The following is a 26,869-nucleotide window of genomic DNA, read 5'->3' as shown; positions in this document are numbered from 1 at the left end:
TCGGGAGCCCCCATGCCCTCCACCCCCCTCCGCGGGCGCGCCGCCGCCGGATCCGCCGCCGCGCTCGCGCTCTCCGCGTTCCTCGTCGTCGGACCCGCGCCCACCGCCTCCGCCGCCACCGCCTCCGACCCGGACGACCACCTGGTGTCGACCGCCGCGCTCGCCGGCGTCGACTACGCCACCTGGCGCCGGGACGTCGCGGCCGTCGTCGCCGAGGCGCGCCCGTACGTCGAGGAGCGCGCGAAGGACGCCGGGCGCGAGAAGCAGGCCCTGGTCCTCGACATCGACAACAGCTCCCTGGAGACCGACTTCCACCCGTTCTGGGAGTTGCCCACCCCGGCCATCGCCGAGGTCCGCGACCTCGTCCGGGACGCGCACGCGCGCGGGGTGGACGTCTTCTTCGTCACCGCACGGCCCGGGATCATCCACTCGCTCACCGACTGGAACCTGAAGAAGGCCGGCTACCCGGTCGACGGCCTGTACGTGCGCTCGCTGCCCGACCTGTTCGCCGAGGTCAGCGCGTACAAGACGGAGAAGCGCGCGGAGATCGAGGCCAAGGGCTACACGATCATCGCGAACATCGGCAACAACACCACCGACCTGGTCGGCGGGCACGCCGAGCGCGCCTTCAAGCTGCCGGACTACGGCGGCAAGCTCTCCTGACGTCCTCTCCGGCTCCGGGGGCGGTTAACCTGCCGATCATGAGACTCCCGATACGGCTGCTGGCCCCCGTCCTCCTCGCGGCGGGGCCGCTGCTGACCGGCTGCGGCGGCCCCGAGCCGCTCCCCGAGGCCGCCCCGGCGCCGCGGCCGACGAGCGCGCGGCCGTCGGCCCCCGCGCCGTCGACCGGCGCACCCTCGACGGCCCGCCCTTCGAGCGCCGGACCGTCGGGCCCCGCCGTCGCCGCCGCCTCCCTCGGCGGGCCGGGGACGGCCTGCCCGCTGCCGGTCTCCTTCTCCCTCGCGAAGGACTGGAAGCCGAAGGCGATCAGGGACCCCGAGAACCCGGACTTCGCGGTGCTCACCCGGCAGGGACCGGCCACCGTCCGCTGCGAGGTGGACGCCAAGCCGGCCGGACACATCGGCTTCCTACGGGTGTGGACGGCGAAGAAGGGCTCCGCGCGGGCCGTGCTCGAAGGGTTCGTGAAGGCGGAGAAGGGGAGTTCCGGCGCCTCGTACCGGGAGACGACGGCGGGCGCGCTGCCCGCCGTCGAGGTGACCTACACGGTACGGAGCGAACTCCTCGACGAGGAGAAGGAGGAACGCGCCTTCGCCGTCTCCACGCCGAAGGGGGCGGTCGTCGTCCACCTCGGCGGCATGGACACCGAGGAGCACCGCGAGATGCTCCCGGCGTACGAGCTGGCCCGTACGACCCTGAAGGCGCTCTGAGGCACGGCCGCGGCCCCCGTCCCTCGTCGGACGGGGGCCGCGGCGTTCCCGGCCGGGTGCGGGCTACGCGAACTTCTGGCTCGCGGAGCCGTCGCAGGCCCGGAGCCTGATCTGCTCCTTCGCCGCGCCCTGGGCGAGGCACATGCCGGTCGCGGCGGCGGGCCGGAGGGTGTCGCCGTCGCGGACGAACTTCTGGTTCGCGCCGCCGTGGCAGTTCCAGAGGATCAGGCCCGTGCCGGCGCGGTACTGGAGGTCGGGCACGTCCAGGCAGCGGTCCTGGGTGAGGCCGGTGTGGACGGTCTGCCGGGCGGAGTCGTACCACCAGGTCTGGTTGCGCCCGTCGTGGCAGTCCCAGCCGAGGACCCGGGTGCCGTTGGCGCTGCCGGCGGCGTCGGCGTCCAGGCAGTTGCCGGTCGCCCGGTTCTTCAGCGGGCGGTAGGCGTCGTCCCAGGCGAGCGGGAAGAGGGCGGGCTTCCCGGTGGAGTTCACGTCGGCGCAGCTCGCCTCGCGCAGGCCCGAGGCGTAGAGCTGGGTGAGGCAGGACGCGAAGGCGGCGTGCCCGCTCGCGTTGGGGTGGAAGGACTGCCGGACCGAGTTCTCGTCCGGGAGGCCGGGCTTGGAGAGGTCGATGTAGAGGCCCCGGGCCCAGGGGTCCTCGGTGCAGACCTCGTGGCCGTGGAAGAGGCGGGAGTTGTCGAGGTAGGTGGCGCCGGTGGAGGCGGCGGCCTTCCGCATGCCGCGCTCGAAGGCGGGGACGGCGGTGTTGCGGCCCCAGACGGTGTCGGAGTCGTAGCCCAGGCCGCCGCAGACCAGCTTGCCGGGGAAGTTCGGGTTGTCGCGGAAGTCGGGGCCGATCGGGCTCGGGTAGCCCATGAGGACGAGCTTGTAGTCGCCGTCGGCGTATCCGGCGTCGCGCATGACGGTCCTGAGGTCGCGGACGGTCTGCTCGACCTTGGGGACGAGCCCGTCGACGCGAGCCTGCCAGCCGGGGGCGTACTTGGGTTCGCAGGCGCCCTGGCTGAGCAGGTAGCGGGTGACGCAGTCGGTCATGACGGGGCCGAACTGGAGGTCGTCGTTGGCCCCGGCGACGAGCAGGACCATCTTGATGCGGGTGTTGCGGGCCTTGATGGCGAGGCTGTCGCTCTGGACGAGTTCGTCGGCGTACTGCTTGGAGCCGCCGATCCTGATGTTCCCGGTGTACGCGCCGGAGCAGGACACGTTGAACGTGAGGTCCGCGGGGATTCCGGTGCGGTGGACGGCGGCCTCGGGCGAGCGGTGGCACCAGTTGGTGGGGCCGTTGGTGGGGGGCTCGTAGGTGCCGACGCCCTCGCCGGAGATCTCGCTGTCGCCGAGCGAGATCAGGCCGCTCTTGCGCTGGTCGAGCGGGCGCTCCTCGGGGCTTCCGTAGATTTTGGTCGCCTCGGCGGCCCGGATGGCCTCCAGGGCGGGGGGCAGGGGTACGGAGGCGGTGGCCGCCCTCGGACCCGCCGCCGTGGTCGTGTCGGCCGCGCCGGCGGGAGCGGTGGCCGCGATCATCGTTCCGAGGATCGCGGCGGCCGTGGCGACGGCGGCGGCGGACCGGCGGAATCTGTACCTGGTGCGCGTCATTGCGCCTCCTGGAAGTGGGGTTACCCACGGTTTTTACTGGCCGGTACGCGCCTTGGGAATACATCGAACAAGACAAGTGCTCACCTTTTACGGGAGGTTGGAGAAGATGAACGACAGCGAGCAGGCCGGGGACTTCCGGATCGAGCACGACTCCATGGGCGAGGTGCGGGTCCCCGCGCACGCCAAGTGGCGGGCCCAGACCCAGCGGGCGGTGGAGAACTTCCCGGTCTCGGGCCAGCGCCTGGAGCGCGCCCACATCGAGGCCCTGGCCCGGATCAAGGCCGCCGCCGCCAGGGTCAACGCCGGGCTCGGGGTGATCGACGGGGACCGCGCGGAGGCGATCGCCTCGGCGGCGGAGGAGGTCGCGGAGGGGCGCTGGGACGCGCACTTCCCCGTGGACGTCTTCCAGACCGGCTCGGGCACCTCGTCCAACATGAACACCAACGAGGTGATCGCCACCCTCGCCACCGAGCGGCTGCCGGAGGGCCGGGAGGTGCACCCCAACGACCACGTGAACGCCTCGCAGTCGTCCAACGACGTCTTCCCGTCCTCCATCCACATCGCGGCGACCGGCGCCGTCACCCGCGACCTGGTCCCCGCCCTGGAGCACCTGGCCGCCTCCCTGGAGCGAAAATCGGCCGAATTCGCGAAGGTCGTGAAGTCCGGCCGCACGCATCTGATGGACGCCACCCCGGTCACCCTCGGCCAGGAGTTCGGCGGCTACGCGGCCCAGGTCAGGTACGGGATCGAGCGGCTGCGCGCCGCGCTCCCCCGGCTCGCCGAACTCCCCCTCGGCGGTACGGCGGTGGGCACCGGCATCAACACCCCGGCCGGCTTCTCGGCGGCCGTCATCGCGGAGGTCGCCCGGACGACCGGACTGCCGCTGACGGAGGCCCGCGACCACTTCGAGGCGCAGGGCGCCCGCGACGGTCTGGTGGAGACGTCCGGGCAGCTCAGGACCATCGCCGTCTCCCTCACCAAGATCGCCAACGATCTGCGCTGGATGGCCAGCGGGCCGCGCACGGGCCTCGCCGAGATCAACCTGCCCGACCTCCAGCCCGGCTCCTCGATCATGCCGGGCAAGGTGAACCCGGTGATCCCCGAGGCGGTCCTGATGGTCGCCGCGCAGGTGACCGGAAACGACACCACGGTGGCGGTGGCGGGCGCGGCCGGGAACTTCGAGCTCAACGTGATGCTGCCGGTGATGGCCAAGAACCTGCTGGAATCCGTACGGCTTCTGGCCAACGCCTCCCGGCTGCTCGCGGACCGCACGGTGGACGGGATCACGGCCAACGCCGAACGGGCCCGCGAGTACGCCGAGTCCTCGCCGTCCGTGGTCACCCCGCTCAACAAGTACATCGGCTACGAGGAGGCCGCGAAGGTCGCCAAGAGGTCCCTGGCCGAGCGGAAGACCATCCGCGAGGTGGTCCTGGAGTCCGGCTACGTCGAGCGGGGCGACCTCACGGTGGAACAGCTGGACGAGGCGCTGGACGTGCTGCGGATGACGCACCCGTAGAGCCTCGCGGGGAGGACGGCCGGACGGCTCGTCCGTGACCCGCGCCGCAGCGGCGGTGGGAGCGCGCCCCTAAGATCTGCGCATGACAGGATCGGACGCCTCTCAGCACTGGGCGCCGGGGGACCACGTCCTCTGGCGCTACCGCGGCAACGGCACCGGAGCCGTGCACATCTGCCGGCCGGTGACGGTCGTCCAGGACACGCCCGAGCTGCTCGCGGTCTGGATGGCGCCCGGCACCGAGTGCGTCCGGCCCGTGCTCGCCGACGGCACCTCCGTCCACGACGAGCCGCTCGCCACCCGCTACACCGCGCCCCGGACCACCGAGCGGGCCCGCTGGGCGGGCAGCGGGGTGCTGAAGCTGGCGCGGCCCGGCGAGCCGTGGTCGGTGTGGCTGTTCTGGGAGCGCGGCTGGCGCTTCCGCAGCTGGTACGTGAACCTGGAGGAGCCGCGGACCCGCTGGTCCGGCGGCGTCGACTCCGAGGACCACTTCCTCGACATCTCCGTCTACCCGGACCGCAGCTGGCTGTGGCGGGACGAGGACGAGTTCGCGCAGGCCCAGCGGTCCGGTCTGATGGGTCCGGAGCAGGCGGCCGGGGTGCGGGAGGCCGGGCGGCGCGCGGTGGAGCGGATCCAGGAGTGGGGGGCGCCGTTCTCGGACGGCTGGGAGCACTGGCGGCCCGATCCGGCCTGGCGGGTTCCGGACCTGCCGGCGGACTGGGATCGCACCCCGGCGCACACCGGTCCGTGAGACCCTTGATGCACCCCCGGGGTCCAAACGTAGGATCGTCCTCCGCACGTCAAAGACGGATCGGACAGCACGTCGGACCTACCGAACAGTACGTCAGCGACCGAACAGCACACTGGACCTGACCGCCAGTCACCCACGAGGGGGAGAGCAGTGCCGGACGTCTGCCCGGGTGTTCCGACCCCCGTCGTCGCCGCGACTCGCGGAGCGTCCGCATCCGCTGCATACGAGGGGTTTATCCCCGTCGAAGGCGCGGCATCGGCGAGAAGAGCGAGTGCATCGCACCACCGGCCCGGACGGACGGAATCCCACGCGTGACGGAGCATCCCACCTCCCACGAAGGCCGGCAGCCCCTGGCTGCCCGGCCGCAGGAACGTGCGCGCCCCCGCCAGGAGGCGGCCGGCCTGCCCGACGTGCCCGCGCAGCCGGGCGGAGCGGCGGTCTCCGGTACGGAGTCCCCGGCGGCGTCCACCGCGCCCGCCGCGCCCCTCGGGACCGGCGCCCCGGTCGGCTCCGGCGCCGTGGCCGTCGCCGTCTCCCCGCAGCCGTCCGGCGGCGGGGGTCCCTCGGCGCGGCGGGAGGGCGAGCGGCTGCGGTTCGTCGGGGCGGCGACCCGCCGCATCGCCCGCGGCATCGACCTGGACGAGATCGTGCTCGGCCTGTGCCGGGCGACCGTGCCGACCTTCTCCGACGAGATCCTGGTCTATCTCCGCGACCCCCTGCCGGTGGGCGACGAGCGCCCGGTGGCGCCGTTCGTGCTGCGGCTGCGCCGGACGGACCGGCTGCGGTTAACGGACCCGGAGTCCGAGGAGCTCGTGCTCGTGCCCGAGCCGGATCCGACCCCCGCGGCCGAACTCTGCGAGGTGCGGTCCGGGGGAGCCCTCGCCGAGGTGCTGCGCGGGGTGCGGCCGGTCTTCGGCGACTCCGCCGCCGCCCGGGAGGCGCTGACCGAGCTGCTCGGCACCGACCGGCCGCTGCCCGGCGGGCTGCGGGCGATACTGGCTCCGCTGCGCGGCCGGCGCCGGGTGATCGGCGCGGCCGTGTTCCTGCGCCGCCCGGAGCGGGCCGGGTTCGAGCCGAACGACCTGCTCGTGGCGGCTCAGCTGGCCACGCACACGGCGCTCGGCATCGACAAGGCCGTCCTGTACGGCCGGGAGGCGTACATCGCGGACGAGCTCCAGCGGACGATGCTGCCGGACTCGCTGCCGCAGCCGACCGGGGTGCGGCTCGCCTCGCGCTACCTGCCGGCGGCCGAGACGGCCCGGGTGGGCGGCGACTGGTACGACGCGATCCCGCTGCCCGGCAGCCGGGTCGCCCTGGTCGTGGGCGACGTCATGGGCCACTCCATGACCTCGGCGGCGATCATGGGCCAGCTGCGCACCACCGCGCAGACCCTGGCCGGGCTCGACCTGCCGCCGCAGGAGGTCCTGCACCACCTGGACGAGCAGGCGCAGCGGCTCGGCGAGAACCGGATGGCCACCTGCCTGTACGCGGTGTACGACCCGGTCTCGCACCGGATCACGGTGGCGAACGCCGGCCATCCGCCGCCGATACTGCTCCACCTGGGCGGGCGCGCGGAGGTGCTGCGGGTGCCGCCGGGCGCGCCGATCGGGGTGGGCGGGGTGGACTTCGAGGCGGTCGAGCTGGACGCCCCGGCCGGTGCCACGCTGCTGCTGTACACCGACGGTCTGGTGGAGTCGCGGCTGCGGGACGTGTGGACGGGGATCGAGCAGTTGCGGGAGCGCCTGGCGGCGACCGCGCAGCTGACCGGCCCGGACCACTCGCCGCCGCTGGAGGCGCTCTGCGACGACGTCCTCGACATGCTGGGTCCGGGCGACCGGGACGACGACATCGCGCTGCTGGCGGCCCGGTTCGACGGGATCGCGCCGAGCGACGTGGCGTACTGGTTCCTGGATCCGGAGGACGCGGCTCCGGGGCGGGCCCGGCGGCTCGCCCGGCGGGCGCTGGCCCGCTGGGGCCTGGAGGAGCTGACGGACTCGGTGGAGCTGCTGATCAGCGAGGTCGTGACGAACGCCGTGCGGTACGCGGAGCGGCCGGTGACGCTGCGGCTGCTCCGTACGGACGTGCTGCGCTGCGAGGTCGGCGACGACTCGCCGCAGCTGCCCCGGCAGCGGCGGGCGCGGGACACGGACGAGGGCGGGCGCGGTCTGTTCCTGGTGAACCGGCTGGCCCGGCGCTGGGGGGCGACCCGGCTCTCGGGCGGCAAGGTGGTCTGGTTCGAGCTGGCGACCCGTACCTGAGCGGGGCACGTGCCCGGACGCGCGGAAGGCCGGACCCTCGAAGGGGTCCGGCCTTCCGCGTGTCTCCGGGTGTCCCCGTGCGGCTAGCGCGGTGTCGTCGAGCGGGTGGGCCTGCCGGTCGGGTCGCCGCCCGGCTCCGGGTCGGGGCCGCCGCCGTCGGGCGGCTCGATGGAGGGCGGCGGGGACGGCTCCTCGGTCGTCGGCTCCTCGGTGGGCGTCGGCGGGGTGGTGGCCGGGTCGCTCGTCCGGGTCGGCGGGGTGGTGGCGGGCTCGGTCGCCGGCGGGGTCGTGGTGGGCGAGGCCGTGGTCGGCTCGTCCGTGGGCTCCTCGGGGGCCTCGGTGGTGCGGCTGGGATCCGGCTCGACCGCGTCCGTGCCGTCGGTCTTCAGGTCGAATTGTGCGTCGGAGCCGCCGTTCAGGGCGCGGGTCGTGTAGTCGCCCCAGACCTTGGCGGGGATGCCGCCGCCGTTGGCGCGGCCCCGGTTGATGGTGTTGGTCAGGGTGACCTGGTTGCCCTTGGGGTCCTCGCCGAAGAGGCCGACGGCGGTGACGAGTTCGGGGGTGTAGCCGACGAACCAGGCGGAGCGGTTGTTCTCGGAGGTGCCGGTCTTGCCGGCGGCCGCGTAGTCGCCGGCGGCGTTGGTGCCGGAGCCGCTGCGCACGACGCCGGCCATGGCCTTGGTGACGGTGTCGGCGCTCTCGCGGGAGATGACCTGGCCGCCGATCGCGTTCTGGCCGCGGACCGTGCGCTCCTTGTGCTCGGCGGACTTCACCAGGGTCGGGGTGACCAGCTTGCCGTGGTTGTCGAGGGTGGCGTAGACGCCGGCCATGTCCAGGGTCGAGGCGTTCATGACGCCGAGGGAGATGGCGGGGGCCTCGGGGAAGTCCTCGCCGTCCTTCATCCCGAGGGCGAGGGCGGTCTTCTTCACCTTGCCGGGGCCGACGTCGACGATCATCTGGGCGTAGACCGAGTTGACCGAACTGTTGGTGGCCTTCTGGACGGTGATGGGGCCGTAGCTGCGGTCGTTCTCGTTCTCCGGGTCGAAGGGGATGTCGCTTCCCACGACCTTGCGCTTGCTGGTGCCGTCGTAGACCGTGCCGAGGCCGATCCGGCGTCCGTCCTGGGTCTCCGAGCGGTTCTCCAGGGCGGAGGCGAGGACGATCGGCTTGAAGGTGGAGGCGGGCTGGTAGTCGCGGCGGGTCGCGTTGGAGATCCAGTGCTCGGTGGCGCCGACGCCGCCGTACATGGCGACGACCGCGCCCGTCTTCGGGTCGACGGAGGTGGCGCCGGCCTGGACGACGGCGTGCTTCTCGTTGCCCTTGCGGTCGAGCTTGGCCTCCAGCTGCCGGTCGACGGCCTTGACGAGGGCCTTCTGCTTCTTCTCGTCGATGTTGAGGGTGACCGTCCAGCCGCCGGCCTTGATGTCCTCCTCGCTGACGCCCCGGCGCATCAGCTCCTGGTTGGCGGCCTCGACCAGGTAGCCGGTCTGGCCCTCCATGCCGGGGAGCGGCTTGGGCTTCTGCGGCACGGGGAACTTCATGCCGGCGCGCTCGGACGGCTGCAGCCAGCCCTCCTCGACCATGTTGTCGAGGACGTAGTTCCAGCGCTGCTCGACGAGCTTGCGGCCGGTGGCGTTCGCGGAGGTCCAGTCGTACTGGTTGGGGGCCTGGAGCAGGGCGGCGAGGTAGGCGCCCTGGGCGGTGGTGAGCCGGGAGGCGTCGACGCCGTAGTACGAGCGGGCGGCGGCCTGGACACCGTAGGCGCTGCGCCCGTAGTAGCTGGTGTTCATGTACCCGGCGAGGATCTCGTTCTTGCTCATGTTCTGGTCGACCTTGAGGGCGATGACCATTTCCTTGAGCTTGCGGGTCGCCGTCTGGTCCTGGCTCAGGTAGTAGTTCTTGACGTACTGCTGGGTGATGGTCGAGCCGCCCTGCTTGCCCTTGCCGGTGACGGTGGACCAGGCGGCGCGGGTGGTGCCCTTGATGTCGACGCCGTTGTCCTTGTAGAAGGTCTTGTTCTCGGCGGCGACGAACGCCTTCTGGACCTGCTCGGGGATCTTGTCGAGGCCGACGATCTCGCGGTTGATCTCGCCGGTGCGGGCGAGGATCTTGCCGTTGGAGTACTTGTAGATGTTGCTCTGCATCGTCGCCTCGGCGTTGGCCGTCGGCACCGGGACCATGAGGTAGACGACGTACAGGGCGCCCATGCCGAGCAGGCAGCACACGAAGAAGGTGCCCAGGAGCTTCTTCCAGGAGAAGAGGCGGCGTATGCCGCTCTTCTTCGCCTTGCCCGTGTCAGGTCGGCCCATGTGTCCCGTCGCTCCGCTCGTCGTGTGTCCCGGCTCCCGGCGCTCCGGCGCGTGCCGTGCGTGTCGGATCAGCTCAGCAAGCTAACACCGACAGGACGGACATAGGAGACCGATCACGTCTTTTCCGGACGTGAGAATCAGCACCCGCGTCCAGAGGAACCGACGCCCAAATACGTCGATCGGTTGCATGAAGGGAGCATTCCGCTTACCGGCGGCGGCCCGCCCGGCACCCGACCACCACCCGCCCGCCGCCCGTCCGGCCGCTATACATCGCAGGTATACACGCCGTGTACAGTGACCGGCATGTCCATCGGCCACACCCTTCTCGGGCTCCTGGAGTCCGGCCCGCGCCACGGCTACGACCTCAAGCGCGCCTTCGACGACAGATTCGGCCACGACCGGCCGCTCCACTACGGCCAGGTCTACTCGACCATGTCCCGGCTCCTCAAGAACGGCCTCGTGGTCGTCGACGGCGTCGAGGCGGGCGGCGGCCCCGAGCGGAAGCGGTACGCCATCACCGAAGCCGGCATCACCGATGTCGCCCAGTGGCTCGCCACCCCCGAGAAGCCGGAGCCGTACCTCCAGTCCACCCTCTACACCAAGGTCGTCCTCGCCCTCCTGACCGGCCGCGGGGCCGACGGGATCCTCGACGCCCAGCGCTCCGAGCACCTGCGCCTGATGCGCGAGCTCACCCGGCGCAAGAAGGACGGCGACCTCGCCGACCAGCTCATCTGCGACCACGCCCTCTTCCACCTGGAGGCGGACCTGCGCTGGCTGGAACTGACCGCCGCCCGGCTGGACCGGCTCGCCGAGGAGGTCCGCCGATGACCTCCGCACCCCTTCTGAAGGCCACCGGCCTCGACAAGGCCTACGGGCCGACCCCGGCGCTCGCCGGCGCCGACTTCTCGCTGCGGGCCGGCGAGGTCGTCGCCGTCATGGGCCCTTCCGGCTCCGGCAAGTCCACGCTGCTGCACTGCCTGGCCGGCATCGTCCGCCCCGACGCCGGCACCATCGCCTACGACGGGCGCGACCTCACCGCCCTCTCCGACCGCGAGCGCAGCTCCCTGCGCCGCACCGACTTCGGCTTCGTCTTCCAGTTCGGCCAGCTCGTCCCCGAGCTGACCTGCGCCGAGAACGTGGCCCTCCCGCTCCGCCTCAACGGCGAGAAGCGGAAGACCGCCGAGGCCAGGGCCGTCGCATGGCTCGCCCGCCTGGAGGTCGACGACGTCGCGGCCAAGCGGCCCGGCGAGATATCCGGCGGCCAGGGCCAGCGCGTCGCCGTCGCCCGCGCGCTCGTCACCGCCCCGCGGGTGATCTTCGCCGACGAACCGACCGGCGCCCTCGACTCCCTCAACGGCGAACGGGTCATGAGCCTGCTCACCGAGGCCTCCCGGGACACCGGCGCCGCCGTCGTCCTCGTCACCCACGAGGCCAGGGTCGCCGCCTACTCGGACCGCGAGATCGTCGTGCGCGACGGGCGCGTACGGGACGCGGAGTGGGCGGCATGAAGCTCCGCGTCTGGGCCCGCGACCTGACCCTCGGCGCCCGGTTCGCCGTCACCGGCGGCCGCCCCGGCCTGCTGCGCACCCTGCTGACCGCGACCGGCGTCGGCTTCGGCGTGGCGCTGCTGCTGCTCGCCGCCTCCCTGCCGAACATGCTCTTCCAGCGGGAGGTGCGGGAGGCGGTCCGCGCCGTCGACGCGAGCCGGGAGGTCACCGCCCCCGGGCCCGGCACCTTTCTCCACCTCACCCGTGCCACCACCTACCGGGACGACGTCGTCTCCGGACTGCTGCTGCAGCCCGACGGCGACGCGCCCCCGGTCCCCCCGGGCGCGACCGCGTTCCCCCGGACCGGCGAGATGCTGGTCTCCCCCGCGCTCCGCGAACTGCTCGACTCCCCCGAGGGCGCCCTGCTCGAGGAACGGCTCCCCTACGAGGTGGCCGGGACCCTCGGCAAGGGCGGGCTCATCGGCCCGGCCGACCTGCGGTACGTCGCCCACGTCGACTTCCTCGACGCCGGCAACCTCGACGGGCGCGGCGAGCGCTTCGGCTGGTCGGTGCCCGAGGAACCGATGAACGCCTTCCTGATCCTCCTCGTGGTCGTCGCCTGCGTCGTCCTGCTGCTTCCCGTGCTCGTCTTCATCGCGACCGCCGTCCGCTTCGGCGGCGAGCAGCGCGACCGGCGGCTCGCGGCGCTCCGGCTGGTCGGCGCGGACGTCCCCATGACCCGGCGGATCGCGGCCGGCGAGTCCCTGGCGGGCGCGCTCCTCGGCCTCCTGGCCGGCGCCGGACTCTTCGCGGCGGCCCGGCAGTTCGCCGGCTCCTTCACCATCTGGGACGTCAACGCCTTCCCCTCCGACGTCGTGCCGATGCCCGCGCTCGCCGCCCTCGCCCTCGCCGCCGTCCCGGTCGCCTCGGTCGTGGTCACCCTCGTCGCGCTGCGCGGGGTGGCGATCGAACCGCTCGGCGTCGTCCGGGCCTCCGCGCCGCGCCGCCGCCGGCTGTGGTGGCGGCTGCTGCTCCTGGCGGCCGGCGCCGCCCTGCTCGCCCCGCTCATGGGCCGGGTCGCGGTGACCGAGACCAGCATCGACACCGTGCCCGTCGTGACCGGCACCGTCCTCTTCCTGATCGGTCTGACCACGCTGCTCCCGTGGCTGGTCGAGGCCGGGGTGAAGCGGCTGCACGCGGGCCCGGTGGCCTGGCAGCTCGCCGTCCGCAGGCTCCAGTTGAGCAGCGGCACGGCGGCCCGCGCGGTCAGCGGCATCGTCGTCGCGGCCACCGGCGCCATCGCGCTCCAGATGCTCTTCCAGGCGATGGAGAGGGACTTCACGCTGCCGACCGGCGAGGACCCGTCCCGGGCCCGGATCGCCGTCGGGTTCCGCGACAGGACCGCCGACGAGGCCCGCGACATCACCGCCCGCTTCACGCGGACCGAGGGCGTCGACGCGGCGACGTCGATCCTCGAGTCGCACGTGTGGCGGCCCGGCCCCCTGGAGGAGGGCAAGGACTTCGCCCCGTCGGCCTCGATCAGGGTCGGCGACTGCTCCTCCCTGCGGGAGTTCGCCACCCTGCCCTCCTGCCGGGACGGCGACGTCTTCGTCGCCCTCGCGCACGGCGCGCAGGGCTCCCCGGACGACGCGCGGGTCACCGCGGTCGCGCGGCCGGGCGCCACGGTCGCCCTGCGCGACCCGCACCCGCCGAAGGACGGGCCGGAGCGGCCGCCCGCGGACACCCCGGTGCCGCTGTGGAAGCTCCCCGCCGGCACGAAGGTCGTGGACTCCCGCCCCGACCCGACGGGCATGTACCAGTACGGCGTCCTCGCCACCCCGTCGGCGATCGACACCGGCCTGCTCGACACGCCCTACGCGCAGAACATGATCCGGCTCGACCCGGCCGTGCCCGACGCCGCCGACCACGTGCGGAACACGACGGCGGCGGTCGACCCGACCGCCTGGACGAAGGACCTGAAGGACATCGAGCGCGACGCGGCCTTCTCCAGCGTCCGCACCGGCATCCTCGTCGGTTCCACCCTGACGATGCTCCTGGTGGCGGCCTCGCTCCTGGTCACCACCCTGGAGCAGCTGAGGGACCGCAAGCGGTTGCTCTCCTCGCTCGTCGCCTTCGGCACCCGCCGCTCCACCCTGAGCTGGTCGGTGCTGTGGCAGACGGCGGTGCCGATCGCCCTCGGCCTCGCGCTCGCCGTGGTCGGCGGGCTCGGCCTCGGGGTCGTCCTGCTGAAGATGGGCGGGCAGACGGTCCAGGACTGGTGGGTGTTCCTGCCCGTGGTCGGCGTCGGCGCCGCCCTGATCGGGCTGGTGACGCTGCTGAGCATGCCGGCCCTGTGGCGGCTGATGCGCGCGGACGGGCTGCGCACGGAGTAACCCGTCGATCGGATGTACGCGCACGGGCGGCGGTTCCTGATGCCGGGGGGTCTCAGGAACCGCCGCCCACCACGCGTACCGGCAGCTCCTCCATCGCTCCCCGCAGCGCCTCCGCCAGCTCCTCGAACTCGCCCTGCCGGGCCGCGCCCGTCCGCATCGCGAGGGCGATCCGGCGCGAGGGGGCCGGGGCGGCGAAGCGGCCCGTCCCCAGGGCGGTGTTGCGGGCGGTCTCGACCGGGACGGCGGTGCGCGGCAGCAGGGTCACCCCGAGGCCGCCGGCGACGAGCTGGACCAGGGTGGCCAGGCCGGCCGCGGTGGTGGTGACCTCGGCGCCGTCCGAGCGCCCGGCCTCGCGGCAGATGTCGAGGGCCTGGTCGCGCAGGCAGTGCCCCTCGTCCAGGAGCAGCAGCCGCAGCTCCTTCAGGGCCTCGCGCGGGATGTCGTCCCGTCCGGCCAGCGGGTGCCCGGACGGGGTGACCAGGACGAAGTCCTCGTCGAAGAGGGGCACTTCGGTGACGCCGGGCACCCCGAGCGGCACGGCGAGCAGGAGCAGGTCGAGCCGTCCGGCCGCGAGCCCCTCCAGGAGCGAGGAGGTCTGCTCCTCGTGGACCTGGAGGTCGAGGTCCGGGTAGCGCCGGTGGACCAGGCGCAGCACGGTGGGCAGCAGGTAGGGGGCGACGGTGGGGATCACCCCGAGCCGCAGCGCCCCGGTGAACGGGGCCCGGGCCGCCTCCGCCTCCTCCATCAGCTCGGCCACCGCGTCGAGGACCGTCCGCGCGCGCACCGCGAGCCGCTCCCCGGCGGGCGAGAGCAGCACCTTCCGCGTCGTACGCTCCAGGAGCTGGACACCGAGTGCCTCTTCGAGTGCCGAAACCGCGCCCGAGAGCGCGGGCTGGCTCATGCCGATGGCGGCCGCCGCGTCACGGAAGTGCAGGTGCTCGGCGACCGCCGCGAACGCTCTGAGCTGGGAAAGGCTCGGCTGCTTGGTGCGGTGCGAGCCGTTCGGGGGGCTGTACGGAGGGTTGTACGGGGATGCCACTGATAACCACCTTCGATCAACACGACCCACTCTAGCTATTTCACTGATCAATGCACTCCGTGCCATGCTGTGGATCCGTCCAACCCTCATGGAAACCCCTCAAAAAGGGTGTTTCCCTGCTGCAAGGAGAGCGCGTGCTCACTGTCGGTGACCAGTTCCCCACCTACGACCTGACCGCCTGCGTGTCGCTGGAGAGCGGCAAGGAGTTCGAGCAGATCGACCACAAGTCCTACGAGGGCAAGTGGCGCGTGGTGTTCTTCTGGCCGAAGGACTTCACCTTCGTCTGCCCGACCGAGATCGCCGCGTTCGGCAAGCTGAACGACGAGTTCGCGGACCGCGACGCCCAGATCCTCGGCGTCTCCGGCGACTCCGAGTTCGTGCACCACGCCTGGCGCAAGGACCACGACGACCTGCGCGACCTGCCCTTCCCGATGCTCGCGGACTCCAAGCACGACCTGATGCGGGACTGCGGCGTCGAGGGCGAGGACGGCTTCGCCCAGCGCGCCGTCTTCATCGTGGACCCGAACAACGAGATCCAGTTCACCATGGTGACCGCCGGCTCCGTCGGCCGTAACCCCAAGGAGGTCCTGCGGGTCCTCGACGCCCTGCAGACCGACGAGCTGTGCCCGTGCAACTGGAGCAAGGGCGAGACCACGCTCGACCCCGTCAAGCTCCTCTCGGGCGAGTGATCCGCCATGGCTCTCGATGAACTCAAGGCCGCCATACCGGACTTCGCCAAGGACCTGAAGCTCAACCTGGGCTCGGTCATCGGCAACAGCGACCTCCCGCAGCAGCAGCTGTGGGGCACCGTCCTGGCCTGCGCGATCGCCTCGCGCTCGCCGAAGGTGCTCAAGGAGCTGGAGCCGGAGGCCCGGGAGAACCTGAAGCCCGAGGCGTACCAGGCCGCCAAGTCCGCCGCCGCGATCATGGCGATGAACAACGTCTTCTACCGGACCCGGCACCTCCTGTCGGACCCCGAGTACGGGACGCTGCGCGCCGGTCTGCGGATGAACGTCATCGGCAACCCGGGCGTGGAGAAGGTCGACTTCGAGCTGTGGTCGCTGGCCGTCTCCGCGATCAACGGCTGCGGCCAGTGCCTGGACTCGCACGAGCAGGTCCTGCGCCAGTCCGGTCTCGACCGCGCCACCATCCAGGAGGCCGTGAAGATCGCCGCCGTGATCCAGGCGGTCGGCGTCACCCTCGACGCGGAAGCGGTCCTCGCCGAGCAGGCCTGACCGCGGACCGTACGAGACCGTACGAGAAGGGCCCCGGGGCTTTCCGCCCCGGGGCCCTTCCGTCACTTCCTGAGCTCGGCCATCAGGGCGAGCAGGTCCTGGGTCATCGGGACCTCGATCCCGGAGAGGTCCACCGGCTCGGTCTCCTGGACCAACTCACCGTTCTCGTCGGTGACGTACTGCCGGGAGACGCTCAGCTCGATCTCGACCTGGCCGTCGAGCACCCGGAGCTCTCCGCCCTCGCCCCCCCGGTCGTCGAAGAGGGCCTTCTCCCCGACACCGTCGATCGGGGTGGCGAGCTCGTAGTACTTCCCCCAGGCCCCGAACTCGGGCCCCGGGTCGGTCGCCTTGTGCAGGGTGTACACGATGTTTCCGCTGTATCCCGTCTCCGGCGAGCCGAAGGTCAGCATGCAGCTCCTCCTGTGCAGCGTCGGGTCGTCCACCAACGGCCCGGCGCCTTCCTCGCTCCGTTTGCCCAGGACCCCGGCGAGCGCCTCCAGCCCGGCCTTCCCGCAGAGGTCGTCCACCTCCTTGTACCCACCGAGGTCCGGGCCCGTCGGCTTCGCCCGCTCGTACGCGTAGAGCCCGCCGCCCCAGACCGCCGAGGCCGCGACCGCGCCGCCGAGCGCCCACAGCCAGGGCCGGCGGGCCCGGGGCGGGCGGGACGGCGGCGCCTCGGTGAGCACCTCGGGTCTCTCGAATCCCCCGCCGCCCACCAGCTCCGGTTCCGATATCACGCGCCCTCACCCTCGCCCCGCTCGACCTGCTCGCCCCGCGCCGCGCCGGGGGCGGGCGTCGGGGCCACTTCGTACGCGGTCGCCCCGCGCGGCTCCGGCGTGCTGCGCAGGGCCTGTTCGGTGCTGTACGCGCGCAGGTAGCCGACCGCCGTGTTGGTGACGGCGACCAGCGGGACGGCGACGACGGCGCCGCCGATGCCGGCGGTCAGGCCGCCGGCGGCGACCGCGAGGACGACGGCGAGCGGATGGACCCGCACCGCGCGGCCGAGGATGAACGGCTGGAGGACGTGGCCCTCGATCTGCTGCACGGCGAGGACGACGACGAGCACCATGAGGGCGGTGAACACCCCGTTGGTGACGAGGGCGACGACGACGGCGAGGGCGCCGGACACCACGGCGCCGACCAGCGGGATGAAGGCGAAGAGGAAGATGAAGACGGCGAGCGGCACGGCCATCGGCACGTCGAGGAAGTAGAGGCCGATGCCGATGAAGACGGCGTCGATGAGGGCGACCAGGACCGTGCCCCGCACGTAGGCGGTGAGGGTGCGCCAGGCGCGCGGCCCGGCGCCCGCGACGCCCGGCCGGGCCTGGGCGGGCACCAGCCTGAGCGTCCACTCCCAGACCTTCTTCCCGTCGTACAGCAGGAAGAGCGTCGAGAACATGGCGAGGAGGATGCCGGTCATCGTCTCGACGACGACCGTGACGCCCTGGAGGCCGACCTGGGTGATCTGCTCGGCGTTGGTGCCGACGGAGTCGCTGAGGTTCTGGGCGATGCCGTTGATCTGCTGCTCGGTCACGTGGAAGGGGCTGTTGAGGAGCCAGCGCTTGAGCTCCTCGATGCCGCCCTTGACCTGGTCGGACAGGTTGTCGATGTTGTCCATGACCTGCCAGACCACGAACCAGCCGACCAGGCCCATCACGACGAAGCCGGAGACGGCGGTGACGGCGGTGGCGAGGCCGCGGGGCAGGCCCTTGCGGCGGAGCATGGCCACGGTGGGCTGGAGCAGGGCGGTGACGAGGAGCGCGGCGACGAACGCGAGGACGACCAGCTGGACGGAGCTGATCACCTTCATCAGGACCCAGACCGTCCCGGCGAGGACGAGCAGGCGCCAGCCCGCCTCGGCGGCCACGCGCATCCCCCAGGGGATGGCGGCGGCGGGGTCGGGGCGGGCGGCGACGGCCGGGGCGTACGAGGGGGGCGCGGGGACGGAGAGGCCGGTTTCCGCGGGGGCGGCCTGCTGCTCGGAGGGGAGGGGCGCGGCGGTGTCCGGGTCGGCCTCGGGCCGCGCGGGGGCGTCCCCGCCGGGTCTTCCGTACGGCTGGTCGAGTTCGTCGTCCCGTTCCGCCTCGGCCCTGCGCTCGTCGAGTCGTCGGCCCGCGCGGCTCAGGCCCTCGCCCAGCCGGTTCAGCCACCCTGGCACTCGCGACATGTTCTTCCCTCTTCCCCCGCCCGCTCTTCCCGGTGGCTACCCGGGTGCCCGTGGAGCCCCGAACCTACACGCCCGCGTGCGAAGAGCCCCTCACCGTAGGACGGCGAGGGGCTCCGCGGGGTTGAGACCCGGTACTAGTACCAGTGGTTGTTCTGCCAGAAGGCCCAGGCGTCGCACGGGCTGCCGTAGCGGTCGTTCATGTAGTTGAGGCCCCACTTGATCTGGGTGGCGGGGTTGGTCCGCCAGTCGGCCCCGGCCGAGCTCATCTTGCTGCCCGGGTAGGCCTGGACGAGGCCGTAGGCGCCCGAGGACGGGTTGGTCGCGCGGTAGTTCCAGCTGGACTCGTGGTCCACGATGGTGCTGAAGCACTGGAACTGGGAGGCCGGGACGATCTGGCGGGCGATCGCCTTGACCTCGGCGACGGTGTAGGAGGCCTGGGCCGTGAAGGACGTGACGTCACGGGTGGAGGAACGGCTGGCGCGCTCGGCCTCCTCCTTCGCCTTGCGCTCCTTCTCGGCCTTCTCCTTGGCCTTGGCCTCCGCCTCGGCCTTGACGGCCGCTTCCTTCTTGGCCTCGGCGTCCTTGGCGGCGCGGATGCGGGCCGCTTCCTCCGCGGACTTCTTCGCGGCCGAGTCGGCCGCGGCGGCCTGGACGGAGGCCTGCTCCGCGAGGGACGAGACCTGTACCTGCGCCTGCTCGCCCGCGGGGATGTCCGCGAGCAGCGTGGTGTCGGCGGCGGCGGCCTCGAAGCTGTCGTCGGCGGGCTGCGCGGCATTGCCCGAGGCGACGCCGACGACGGCGCCGACGGTGGTGACCGCAGTGGCCGAAGCCACCGCGAATCCCCGGACCGAGATCCGGCTCACACGGTTTCCTTCCAGCATCGCCCGCACAGGTGACCACGCGGGCGAAATCTTGCCCCTGGCACTGGTCTCCGACGTACGGGGTCACAGGAGACACGGGCCCGTGGTGCTGTGGGCGGCATACGGCGGACGTCTGTTGAGTTGTGCGGTGCGCTCCCCTGAGGGTGCACGGGTGCCGTGTGCGGGGCCTGACGGAAGCAAGACTTTGCCGGACGGCGATGCCGCAAGGCAATTCTGTGTTGCGTGTGAAAGCTCACATCGTGAAAGGGGCAGGTGTTTTGGCGTATGTGGCGGACACGGCGACGCCGCCCGGCTAAGCTCCTGCGTTTCGCCGGGCGGCGTCAACTTCCGTACCGATACGGAAAGGTACGAAACGGTCAGATCTGAACGTCCTCCAGCATCTCCGTGACGAGCGCGGCGATCGGGGAGCGCTCGGAGCGGGTGAGGGTGACGTGGGCGAAGAGCGGATGCCCCTTCAGTTTCTCGATGACGGCGACGACTCCGTCGTACCGGCCCACCCGGAGGTTGTCGCGCTGGGCGACGTCATGGGTGAGCACGACCCGCGAATTCGCCCCGATCCGGGACAGAACGGTCAACAGGACGTTCCGCTCCAGGGACTGGGCCTCGTCCACGATGACGAACGCGTCGTGGAGGGAGCGGCCCCGGATGTGGGTGAGCGGCAGGACCTCCAGCATCCCGCGGCCGAGCACCTCCTCGACCACCTCGCGGCTCGCGACCGAGGACAGCGTGTCGAAGACGGCCTGCGCCCACGGGCTCATCTTCTCGGCCTCGCTGCCCGGCAGGTAGCCCAGCTCCTGGCCGCCGACCGCGTACAGCGGACGGAAGACCATCACCTTCTGGTGCTGGCGGCGCTCCAGGACCGCCTCCAGGCCCGCGCAGAGCGCGAGCGCGGACTTGCCGGTGCCGGCCCGGCCGCCCATGGAGATGATGCCGACGTCCGGGTCGAGGAGCAGATCGAGCGCGATCCGCTGCTCGGCGCTGCGGCCGCGCAGCCCGAAGGCCTCCCGGTCGCCCCTGACGAGCCGTACGTTCCCCTCGGCGGTGACCCGGCCGAGCGCCTTGCCGCGCTCGGACTGGAGCACCAGGCCCGTGTGGACCGGGAGCTCGGCGGCCTCCGGCACGTACAGCGTCTCCTGGTCGTAGAGCAGGTCCACCTGGTCGGCGGAGAGGGCGAGCTCGGACATGCCGGTCCAGCCGTTGGCGTCCGTGATGGCGAGCTCGGCCCGGTACTCCTCGGCGAGGAGCCCGACCGAGGAGGCCTTGATGCGCAGCGGCAGGTCCTTGGAGACGACCGTGACGTCGTACCCCTCGGCCTGGAGGTTGCGCGCGACCGCGAGGATCCGTGAGTCGTTGTCCCCCAACCGGTAGCCGGCGGGCAGGACGCCGGGATCGGAGTGGTTGAGTTCGACACGCAGGGTGCCGCCCAGGTCCCCGATGGGGAGCGGGGCGTCGAGGCGTCCGTACCGGATCCGGAAGTCGTCGAGCAGGCGCAGGGCCTGCCGGGCGAAGTACCCGAGCTCCGGATGGTGCCGCTTGGCCTCCAGCTCCGTGACCACGACGATCGGGAGCACCACCTCGTGCTCCTCGAAACGGGACACGGCGTTGGGGTCGGCCAGCAGGACGCTGGTGTCGAGAACATAGGTGCGCCGGTCGGAAAGGCGGCGCTTCGTGCTGGTCACCACGGAAGGACAGACCCCCTCTGAAGACCCCTGTGAGGTCGGGGCGCGACGGAACCGGTGTCGCTGCGGGATGGGACCGGGTGCGGGCCGCGATGCGCGGGCCGGACCACGGCCCTCCACGTCTCCCGTGCGTGTCCCGCACGGTCGTCCTGGTGCAAGGGGCCTCCCGGGTGGCGGTCTCCGTGCCGCTCACTTCACCAGGGATATGCCCTCGAACGACCTCGGCCATGCCATGGCATATGACGACGTGTTCGTGAACACGAGGTGATCGGTTCCGACCGGGTGAGGGGGGGTGCGTCAGGTCCCGTAGCGCCGGTGCCGGGCGGCGTAGTCGCGCAGCGCCCGCAGGAAGTCGACCTTGCGGAAGGCCGGCCAGTGGACCTCGCAGAAGTAGTACTCGGAGTGGGCGCTCTGCCAGAGCATGAACCCGGAGAGCCGCTGCTCGCCGCTGGTGCGGATCACCAGGTCCGGGTCGGGCTGGCCGCGCGTGTAGAGGTGCTCGGAGATGTGCTCGACGTCGACGATCTCGGCGAGCTCCTCGAAGCTGGTGCCCCGGTCGGCGTGCTCCAGGAGCAGCGAGCGGACCGCGTCGGCGATCTCCTGGCGCCCGCCGTAGCCGACGGCGACGTTCACGAGTATCCCCGTGTTGTCCCGGGTGGCCTCCTGGGCCTCCTTCAGGACGGACTGGGTGCGGGCGGGCAGCAGGTCCATCGTGCCGACGTGGTGGACCCGCCAGCGCCCGTCGGCGGCGAGCGCGCGCACGGCGTTCTCGATGATGCCGAGCAGCGGGACGAGCTGCTCCTCGGGCCGGTTCAGGTTGTCCGTGGAGAGCATCCAGAGCGTGACGACCTCGACGTCGGTCTCGGCGCACCAGCCGAGCAGCTCCTGGATCTTGTCCGCGCCGGCCTTGTGTCCCTGCTCGGGGGTCCCGCCGGACGCCTTGGCCCAGCGCCGGTTCCCGTCGAGGATGACCCCGATGTGCTTGGGCACCTGGGCGTGGTCGAGACGGCCCTCCACCCGGCGTGCGTAGAGCCCGTACACCAGGTCGCGCAGGTTCACCGTTCTTTACCCCTCTGTGCAGCGACGGACCCCAGGCATCGGCGGTCCGCAGGCGGCCACACTACTGCGCGGGGGCTGCGGGCTCCCAGCCCGGGACGGTCACAAGTCCGTGATAAGCAGAGATACGTGACTGATTCCTCCCCGTACCTCGCTTCCCCGGACCGCTACGACACCATGGAGTACCGCCGCACGGGCCGCAGCGGCCTCAAGCTCCCGGCGGTCTCCCTCGGCCTCTGGCACAACTTCGGCGACGACCGCGCGCTCGACTCGCAGCGCGCGATCCTGTGCCGCGCCTTCGACCTGGGCGTCACCCACTTCGACCTGGCGAACAACTACGGGCCGCCGCCCGGCTCGGCCGAGCTGAACTTCGGCAAGATCTTCGCCCAGGACTTCGCGCCGTACCGGGACGAACTGGTCATCTCGACCAAGGCCGGTTATCTGATGCACCCCGGCCCGTACGGCGAGTGGGGCTCCCGCAAGTACCTGCTGTCCTCGCTCGACGCCTCCCTGGACCGGATGGGCCTCGACTACGTCGACATCTTCTACTCGCACCGCTTCGACCCGGAGACCCCGCTGGAGGAGACGATGGGGGCCCTGGCCTCCGCCGTCCAGCAGGGCAAGGCGCTGTACGTCGGCGTCTCCTCCTACACCAGCGAGCAGACCGCCGAGGCCGCGCGGATCCTGAAGGAGATGGGCGTCCCGGCCCTGATCCACCAGCCCTCGTACTCGATGATCAACCGCTGGACCGAGGAGGACGGCCTGCTCGACACCCTGGAGGCCGCCGGCATGGGCTGCATCTCCTTCGTGCCGCTGGCGCAGGGCCTGCTCACCAACAAGTACCTGAAGGGCATCCCTGAGGGCTCGCGGGCCACCCAGGGCAAGTCCCTCGACCCGAACCTGCTCTCCGACGAGGTGCTGCGGCGCCTGCGCGGCCTCGCGGACATCGCCGAGCGGCGCGGGCAGTCCCTGGCGCAGCTGGCGCTGTCGTGGGTGCTGCGGGACCCTCGGATGACGTCGGCGCTGATCGGCGCGTCCAGCGTCGCCCAGCTGGAGGAGAACGTGGCCGCGCTCGGCGGCGCTCCCCTGACGGACGGGGAGCTGGCGGAGATCGACTCGTTCGCGGTGGACACGGCGGGCACGAACATCTGGGCCGGCCGGGGCTGACGTCCCCTGGCCGGGGACGAAAAACGGGCCGGTCCGTGGGGGGGGATACGGACCGGCCCGAGGGGGGGTTTCCACCATAACCCTTCATTAGTCGTCCTGCGCGCCACGCGCGCCGGAAGTCCCGTCCGGAAAACCCCGGATCCCGGGCGGGACAAGGGCTGTGGGGCTCCGTGGCGGGTTTACGCCCCGGCGTGGCGGCGGGGTTCCGTCCCTCCCAGGGGGGACCGGGCGGCGGGGGCGCGACGTTGACGCGGGGGCGGCGGGCAGCGCCTCGGGGACGGCTGCTCAGGGAACGGCGGTGAACGCGCCGAGGAGGAGGCCGAGCAGTCCGCCCGCGAGCATGGAGGGGCCGAAGGGGATCGCGGAGGAGCGGTCGGTCCGCCGGAGCAGGACCAGGACGAGGCCGTACACCGCGCCGAGGAGGAAGCCGGCGAACGCCCCGGCGAAGAGGACCCCCCAGCCGTACCAGCCCAGGGCCGCGCCCAGCGGGAGCGCCAGCTTCACGTCGCCGAAGCCGAGGCCGCTCGGGTTGACCAGGAAGAGCACCAGGTAGCCGCCGCCGAGGGCGAGCGCGCCGAGCAGCGCGTGGAGCCAGGAGCCGGCGTCGTACGGGAGGAGCTCGGCGGCCCCGAGGAGCAGCGGCAGGGCGGCGGCGAGCGGCAGGGTCAGCCCGTCCGGGAGGCGGTGGACGCGGGCGTCGACGCGGGCGAGGAGGACGGCGAAGGGGGCGGCGAGCAGCCAGACCGCCAGTTCGGGCCGGGGCGTGCCGGTGGCGGCGGCGAGCACGGCGCAGACCAGGGCGGTGAGCAGCGGGGTGGCGAGCGGGGCGGCGGTCGCGCACTCGCCCCGGCCGGGCCCGCCGAGCCAGCCGCCCGCGGGCCCCGCGAGCACGTGCCCGGCGGGGCAGCGGTCCCGCCACGGCTCCTCCGGCTCGACGGAGAGACGGTGGGCGGCCCGCGGGACGAGCAGCCCGGTGGCGGCGCCCCACAGGGCGGCGACGGAGATCAGCAGCAGGACGTCCACGGGCAGACCTTAGGGGGTGTCTTGTCGATCAGGCCGGATCAGGGAGCGGTGTCCGGTGCCGTGCATCGCAAGGCGGAGGAGGGAGTCAGGGCGGAGCCCTGGCGAGTGACGACAACGCGGCGAGGTGCGGTGCCGGACACCGCGAGCCCGGCATGATCGGCGAGACACCCCCTGGGGAGCGGAGGCGGCTACGGTCTGGCGCATGGGGAAATGGGCGGACGGGGCGGGGACGTTGACGGTGCCGGGCGGCGCGGCGGTCCCGCTGGAGGTGGCGGCGTCGTACCGGGCGCGGCGGCGGGGGCTGCTCGGGCGGGACGGGGTCGCGGGGGCGCTGCTGATCGTCCGGACGAACAGCGTGCACACCTTCGGGATGCGGTTCGCGATCGACGTGGCGCACCTGGACCGCTCGTTCCGGGTCCTGTCCGTGGTCACGATGCGGCCGGGCCGGCTGGGCATGGTCCGGCCGCGCGGCCGGCACGTCCTGGAGGCGGAGGCGGGCGCGCTGGCGGGGTGGGGGGTGCGGGCGGGGGTACGCGTGCGCGTGGACCTCACGGGGGATCCGGGCCGGGGAGGGCTCACGGAGGGCCCGACCCCAGGAGCGTGAAGGCGCCGTACGCGGCGGAGGCGAGGGCGAGGCCGGCGAGGACCGGGGCGGCGGCGCGGGGCCGGAGGCGCGCGAGGGCCGCGGCGGGCGGGAGCAGCAGTCCGAACGCGGGCATCATCAGGCGCGGCCGGGAGCCGAAGTAGGCGGCGCCGACGAGCGAGACGAGGACGACGCCGATCGTGTACACGAGCAGGGGCAGGGGCTGCCGCTGCCGTACGCAGAGGACGACGAGCCAGGCGAGCAGGGCGAGGGCCGCGGTCAGGCCGAGGGCGGCGGGCCAGGGCAGGCCCGCGACGAACCGGGCGAGCGCGAGGCCGCCGTCGATGGAGTTGCCCCAGGCGGCCTGGACCTCGAAGTAGGCGGTGGGGCTGTCCTGCCGTACCCCCACGTACACGATGTACCCGAGCCAGCCCAGGGGCGCGAGCAGCACGCCGGCCACCGTCCGCGCGGGCAGCCGGCGGTCCCGCACGAGGGCGGCGAGGGCGGTGATGCCGAGGGCGGCGATCAGGGCGACGGCGGTGGGGCGGGTGAGGCCGGCGGCGGCGCAGAGGAGGCCGGCGAGGATCCAGCGGTCGCGCAGGACCGCGTACAGGGACCAGGCGGCGAGGGCGGTGAAGAGGGTCTCCGTGTACGCCATGGACTGCACGAACGCGGTCGGGTACACGCCCCACAGGACGGCGAGCAGGACGCCGGTCCGCGGCCCGAGGGCGTGGGCGCCGCACTTGAAGATGCCCCAGGCGGCGACGAGCCCGGCGGTCCAGGAGACGAGGAGCCCCGCGCCGGCCGCGTCGAGCGGGAGTACGGCGGACAGGGCACGCTCCAGGAGCGGGAGGAGCGGGAAGAAGGCCAGGTCGGAGTGGACGTCGCCGTTGGGCAGGACGGTCTCGTACCCGTAGCCGTGCTCGGCGATCCGCACGTACCAGACGGAGTCCCAGCGGCCCTTGAGCCGGTGCAGCCCGTCCTCGCCGGTCGCGGCGGCGGCGATCGCGAGGACGACGAGACCGATCGCGCGGGTGGCGGCGTAGCCGCCGAGGGCGAGGAGGAGGGGGCGGGAGGGGCGGCGGGGGCCGACGGGGCTGTCGGGGTCGGCGGGTCGGGGCGGGGGCATGGGTTCGATTATCGGTTCCGGGCGGAGGGGGTGGGGCGGCGGGGCGGGTGCTCCGTACCGCAGGTACTCCGTACCGCAGGTACTCCGTACCGGTCGGGCTCAGGCGAGGAGGTGGGACACGACGACGAGGGCCACCAGGGCCGCAAGCGCGACGGCGGCGATCAGCCGGACCCGCCCCCCGGAGGGCCACGCGGCGACGTGCGGCCCGTCGCGCCCGGGGACGACGAAGAACACCCGGTGGGGCTCCGAGGCGAGGGTGACGCGCGCCAGGGACAGGTGGCGCAGGGTGATCCGCCGGCCCACCTCCCCTTCGTGGGGGACGAGCCACGGCTCCAGGGCCGCGGCCACGTCCCCGGCGGTGTCGCGCGCGAGGGAGGAGCGGGGGCCGACCACGCGGACGTCGGCCCAGGCCCCGTGGTCGCGGGCGCTCTTCCACGCCCCGTACGGCAGGTCGGGGGAGGAGATCTTGACCTTCACGACGAGCGGGCTCCGGGTGACGACGCCCTCGGTCCACGTCACGATCCGCGCGGTGCCCCCGCAGCGCCGGTGGGGCACGGTGCCCGCCCGGCCGCAGTCGGGACAGCCGCGGGAGCCCGATCCGCCGCACCGGGCGCAGGTGTTCCTGCCGCGTCCGCGGCAGTCGGCGCACGCCGCGTCCACGCTGCCGCACCGGCCGCAGGTGACGCGTCCCGCCCTCGTCTGCGGCCCCGTGTTCAGCCTGCCGTACGTCCGGCGGCTGCGGTGGCCGGTGCCGTCGCACCACAGGCAGGCGGCGACCCCCCGGCACCCGCCGCAGGCCTCGGCCGGGACGCACGGCAGCTCACCGCGCCCCTTGCAACGCTCGCAGGCCACCACGCCGTTGCCGCAGTCGCAGGAACGGTCGTCCACCGAACCGCGCCGCACCAGTCTCAGCGTCGTCTCGGAGGCGGGGTCCTCGGGGGGCGGTATGCGGTACGAGTCGAGGTCGGAGCCGTAGACGGGCCGGTCGGACAGGTCGATGGAGCCCTGGTGGAACCGCTCCTCCTCCGTACGGGTCTCCACGCAGCGCAGGACCCGCCCCTCGATCAGGAGGTGCCGGGTGATGTCCGCCCCGCCCGGGGGCACCCGACCGGCCCCGCCGCGCTCCTCGACCCGGCGCCGTACGGCCGCCAGGACGTCCTCGTCGCTCAGCACGCTCGCGCCACCCCCCGGTCCGCGCCGGAG

23 protein-coding genes are annotated in these 26,869 nt (G+C 72.8%); 12 read left to right on the top strand and 11 right to left on the bottom strand.

What is annotated here, in order from left to right; all coding sequences use genetic code 11:
- Positions 1–12 precede the first annotated feature (12 nt).
- Together CP977_RS22205 and CP977_RS22200 are read left to right on the top strand one after the other, a co-directional pair.
- On the top strand, positions 13–663 hold the full coding sequence (locus CP977_RS22205) for an HAD family acid phosphatase (protein WP_062752437.1): 651 nt from the start codon (positions 13–15) through the stop codon (positions 661–663).
- Between the two features lie 38 nt (positions 664–701).
- Positions 702–1,388 carry a lipoprotein gene (locus CP977_RS22200; protein WP_062752438.1) on the top strand — a complete coding sequence of 229 codons (687 nt, stop codon included), beginning with the start codon at positions 702–704 and terminating at the stop codon, positions 1,386–1,388.
- Between the two features lie 63 nt (positions 1,389–1,451).
- On the opposite strand, the gene CP977_RS22195 is transcribed toward CP977_RS22200, so the two are convergent.
- The gene (locus tag CP977_RS22195) at positions 1,452–2,996 is read right to left on the bottom strand and encodes a ricin-type beta-trefoil lectin domain protein (protein ID WP_062752439.1); all 1,545 of its coding nucleotides are present in this window, start codon (positions 2,994–2,996) and stop codon (positions 1,452–1,454) included.
- Positions 2,997–3,102: 106 nt separating this feature from the next.
- Here CP977_RS22195 and CP977_RS22190 point away from each other — a divergent pair, with 106 nt between their 5' ends.
- From CP977_RS22190 to CP977_RS22180, 3 genes are all read left to right on the top strand, one after another.
- Positions 3,103–4,512: a class II fumarate hydratase gene (locus CP977_RS22190; protein ID WP_152370702.1), complete on the top strand. Its 1,410-nt coding sequence runs from the start codon at positions 3,103–3,105 to the stop codon at positions 4,510–4,512.
- Positions 4,513–4,594: 82 nt separating this feature from the next.
- A complete protein-coding gene (gene fomD / locus CP977_RS22185) occupies positions 4,595–5,260 on the top strand; it encodes a cytidylyl-2-hydroxypropylphosphonate hydrolase (protein ID WP_062752441.1) in 666 nt (221 codons plus the stop codon).
- 311 nt (positions 5,261–5,571) lie between these two features.
- A complete protein-coding gene (locus CP977_RS22180; RefSeq protein WP_152370701.1) occupies positions 5,572–7,518 on the top strand; it encodes an ATP-binding SpoIIE family protein phosphatase in 1,947 nt (648 codons plus the stop codon).
- An 83-nt stretch (positions 7,519–7,601) separates the two neighbouring features.
- On the opposite strand, the gene CP977_RS22175 is transcribed toward CP977_RS22180, so the two are convergent.
- Entirely contained in the window at positions 7,602–9,827 is a 2,226-nt protein-coding gene (locus CP977_RS22175; protein ID WP_152370700.1) for a transglycosylase domain-containing protein, read from the bottom strand.
- A 303-nt stretch (positions 9,828–10,130) separates the two neighbouring features.
- Here CP977_RS22175 and CP977_RS22170 point away from each other — a divergent pair, with 303 nt between their 5' ends.
- Genes CP977_RS22170 through CP977_RS22160 form a run of 3 tightly spaced genes read left to right on the top strand, consistent with a single transcriptional unit; the run spans position 10,131 to position 13,707 of the window.
- Positions 10,131–10,655 carry a PadR family transcriptional regulator gene (locus tag CP977_RS22170; protein WP_062752444.1) on the top strand — a complete coding sequence of 175 codons (525 nt, stop codon included), beginning with the start codon at positions 10,131–10,133 and terminating at the stop codon, positions 10,653–10,655.
- Positions 10,652–11,335 carry an ABC transporter ATP-binding protein gene (locus CP977_RS22165; RefSeq protein WP_062752445.1) on the top strand — a complete coding sequence of 228 codons (684 nt, stop codon included), beginning with the start codon at positions 10,652–10,654 and terminating at the stop codon, positions 11,333–11,335. Before CP977_RS22170 ends, CP977_RS22165 begins: the two co-directional genes overlap by 4 nt.
- The gene (locus tag CP977_RS22160; RefSeq protein WP_109185616.1) at positions 11,332–13,707 is read left to right on the top strand and encodes an FtsX-like permease family protein; all 2,376 of its coding nucleotides are present in this window, start codon (positions 11,332–11,334) and stop codon (positions 13,705–13,707) included. The genes CP977_RS22165 and CP977_RS22160 overlap by 4 nt, the downstream gene beginning before the upstream one ends.
- A gap of 52 nt (positions 13,708–13,759) precedes the next feature.
- Here the strand turns inward: CP977_RS22160 and CP977_RS22155 are convergent, their stop codons facing one another.
- On the bottom strand, positions 13,760–14,746 hold the full coding sequence (locus CP977_RS22155; protein WP_079131048.1) for a hydrogen peroxide-inducible genes activator: 987 nt from the start codon (positions 14,744–14,746) through the stop codon (positions 13,760–13,762).
- Between the two features lie 134 nt (positions 14,747–14,880).
- Here CP977_RS22155 and CP977_RS22150 point away from each other — a divergent pair, with 134 nt between their 5' ends.
- Both CP977_RS22150 and CP977_RS22145 read left to right on the top strand, forming a co-directional pair.
- Positions 14,881–15,435 (top strand): peroxiredoxin, encoded by a 555-nt coding sequence (locus CP977_RS22150; protein WP_062752446.1) that lies wholly within the window; start codon positions 14,881–14,883, stop codon positions 15,433–15,435.
- A 6-nt stretch (positions 15,436–15,441) separates the two neighbouring features.
- Complete coding sequence (locus tag CP977_RS22145) at positions 15,442–15,981, top strand: alkyl hydroperoxide reductase (protein ID WP_062752447.1); 540 nt, start codon at positions 15,442–15,444, stop codon at positions 15,979–15,981.
- A gap of 62 nt (positions 15,982–16,043) precedes the next feature.
- Here CP977_RS22145 and CP977_RS22140 read toward each other — a convergent pair whose 3' ends face one another.
- The 5 genes from CP977_RS22140 to CP977_RS22120 form a co-directional block, all read right to left on the bottom strand.
- Positions 16,044–16,718 (bottom strand): hypothetical protein, encoded by a 675-nt coding sequence (locus tag CP977_RS22140; protein WP_062752448.1) that lies wholly within the window; start codon positions 16,716–16,718, stop codon positions 16,044–16,046.
- A complete protein-coding gene (locus CP977_RS22135) occupies positions 16,715–18,148 on the bottom strand; it encodes an AI-2E family transporter (protein WP_062752449.1) in 1,434 nt (477 codons plus the stop codon). Before CP977_RS22135 ends, CP977_RS22140 begins: the two co-directional genes overlap by 4 nt.
- Positions 18,149–18,282: 134 nt before the next feature.
- Positions 18,283–19,011, bottom strand: coding sequence for an aggregation-promoting factor C-terminal-like domain-containing protein (locus tag CP977_RS22130; RefSeq protein ID WP_062752450.1), 729 nt, complete (start codon positions 19,009–19,011; stop codon positions 18,283–18,285).
- Between the two features lie 374 nt (positions 19,012–19,385).
- The gene (gene phoH2 / locus CP977_RS22125; protein ID WP_062752451.1) at positions 19,386–20,711 is read right to left on the bottom strand and encodes an RNA 5'-3' helicase PhoH2; all 1,326 of its coding nucleotides are present in this window, start codon (positions 20,709–20,711) and stop codon (positions 19,386–19,388) included.
- A gap of 294 nt (positions 20,712–21,005) precedes the next feature.
- The gene (locus tag CP977_RS22120) at positions 21,006–21,767 is read right to left on the bottom strand and encodes an isoprenyl transferase (RefSeq protein ID WP_062752452.1); all 762 of its coding nucleotides are present in this window, start codon (positions 21,765–21,767) and stop codon (positions 21,006–21,008) included.
- Positions 21,768–21,893: 126 nt separating this feature from the next.
- On the opposite strand from CP977_RS22120, the gene mgrA reads away from it, so the two are divergent.
- On the top strand, positions 21,894–22,931 hold the full coding sequence (gene mgrA, locus CP977_RS22115) for an L-glyceraldehyde 3-phosphate reductase (protein WP_152370699.1): 1,038 nt from the start codon (positions 21,894–21,896) through the stop codon (positions 22,929–22,931).
- Positions 22,932–23,216: 285 nt separating this feature from the next.
- On the opposite strand, the gene CP977_RS22110 is transcribed toward mgrA, so the two are convergent.
- The gene (locus CP977_RS22110; RefSeq protein WP_152370698.1) at positions 23,217–23,954 is read right to left on the bottom strand and encodes a prepilin peptidase; all 738 of its coding nucleotides are present in this window, start codon (positions 23,952–23,954) and stop codon (positions 23,217–23,219) included.
- Positions 23,955–24,156: 202 nt separating this feature from the next.
- On the opposite strand from CP977_RS22110, the gene CP977_RS22100 reads away from it, so the two are divergent.
- Positions 24,157–24,558, top strand: coding sequence for a DUF192 domain-containing protein (locus CP977_RS22100; RefSeq protein ID WP_104860413.1), 402 nt, complete (start codon positions 24,157–24,159; stop codon positions 24,556–24,558).
- Here CP977_RS22100 and CP977_RS22095 read toward each other — a convergent pair.
- Both CP977_RS22095 and CP977_RS22090 read right to left on the bottom strand, forming a co-directional pair.
- Positions 24,530–25,666 (bottom strand): glycosyltransferase family protein, encoded by a 1,137-nt coding sequence (locus CP977_RS22095; protein ID WP_152370697.1) that lies wholly within the window; start codon positions 25,664–25,666, stop codon positions 24,530–24,532. The two genes, CP977_RS22100 and CP977_RS22095, sit on opposite strands and share 29 nt — an antisense overlap.
- Before the next feature lie 99 nt (positions 25,667–25,765).
- Positions 25,766–26,839, bottom strand: a complete 1,074-nt coding sequence (locus tag CP977_RS22090) for a CCHC-type zinc finger protein (protein WP_152370696.1) — start codon at positions 26,837–26,839, stop codon at positions 25,766–25,768.
- Positions 26,840–26,869: the final 30 nt, after the last annotated feature.

The organism is Streptomyces cinereoruber (assembly GCF_009299385.1).
GTDB lineage: Bacteria > Actinomycetota > Actinomycetes > Streptomycetales > Streptomycetaceae > Streptomyces > Streptomyces bikiniensis.
The sequence above is the reverse complement of the archived record's forward strand: the minus strand, read 5'-3'. Positions and strand labels throughout refer to the sequence as shown.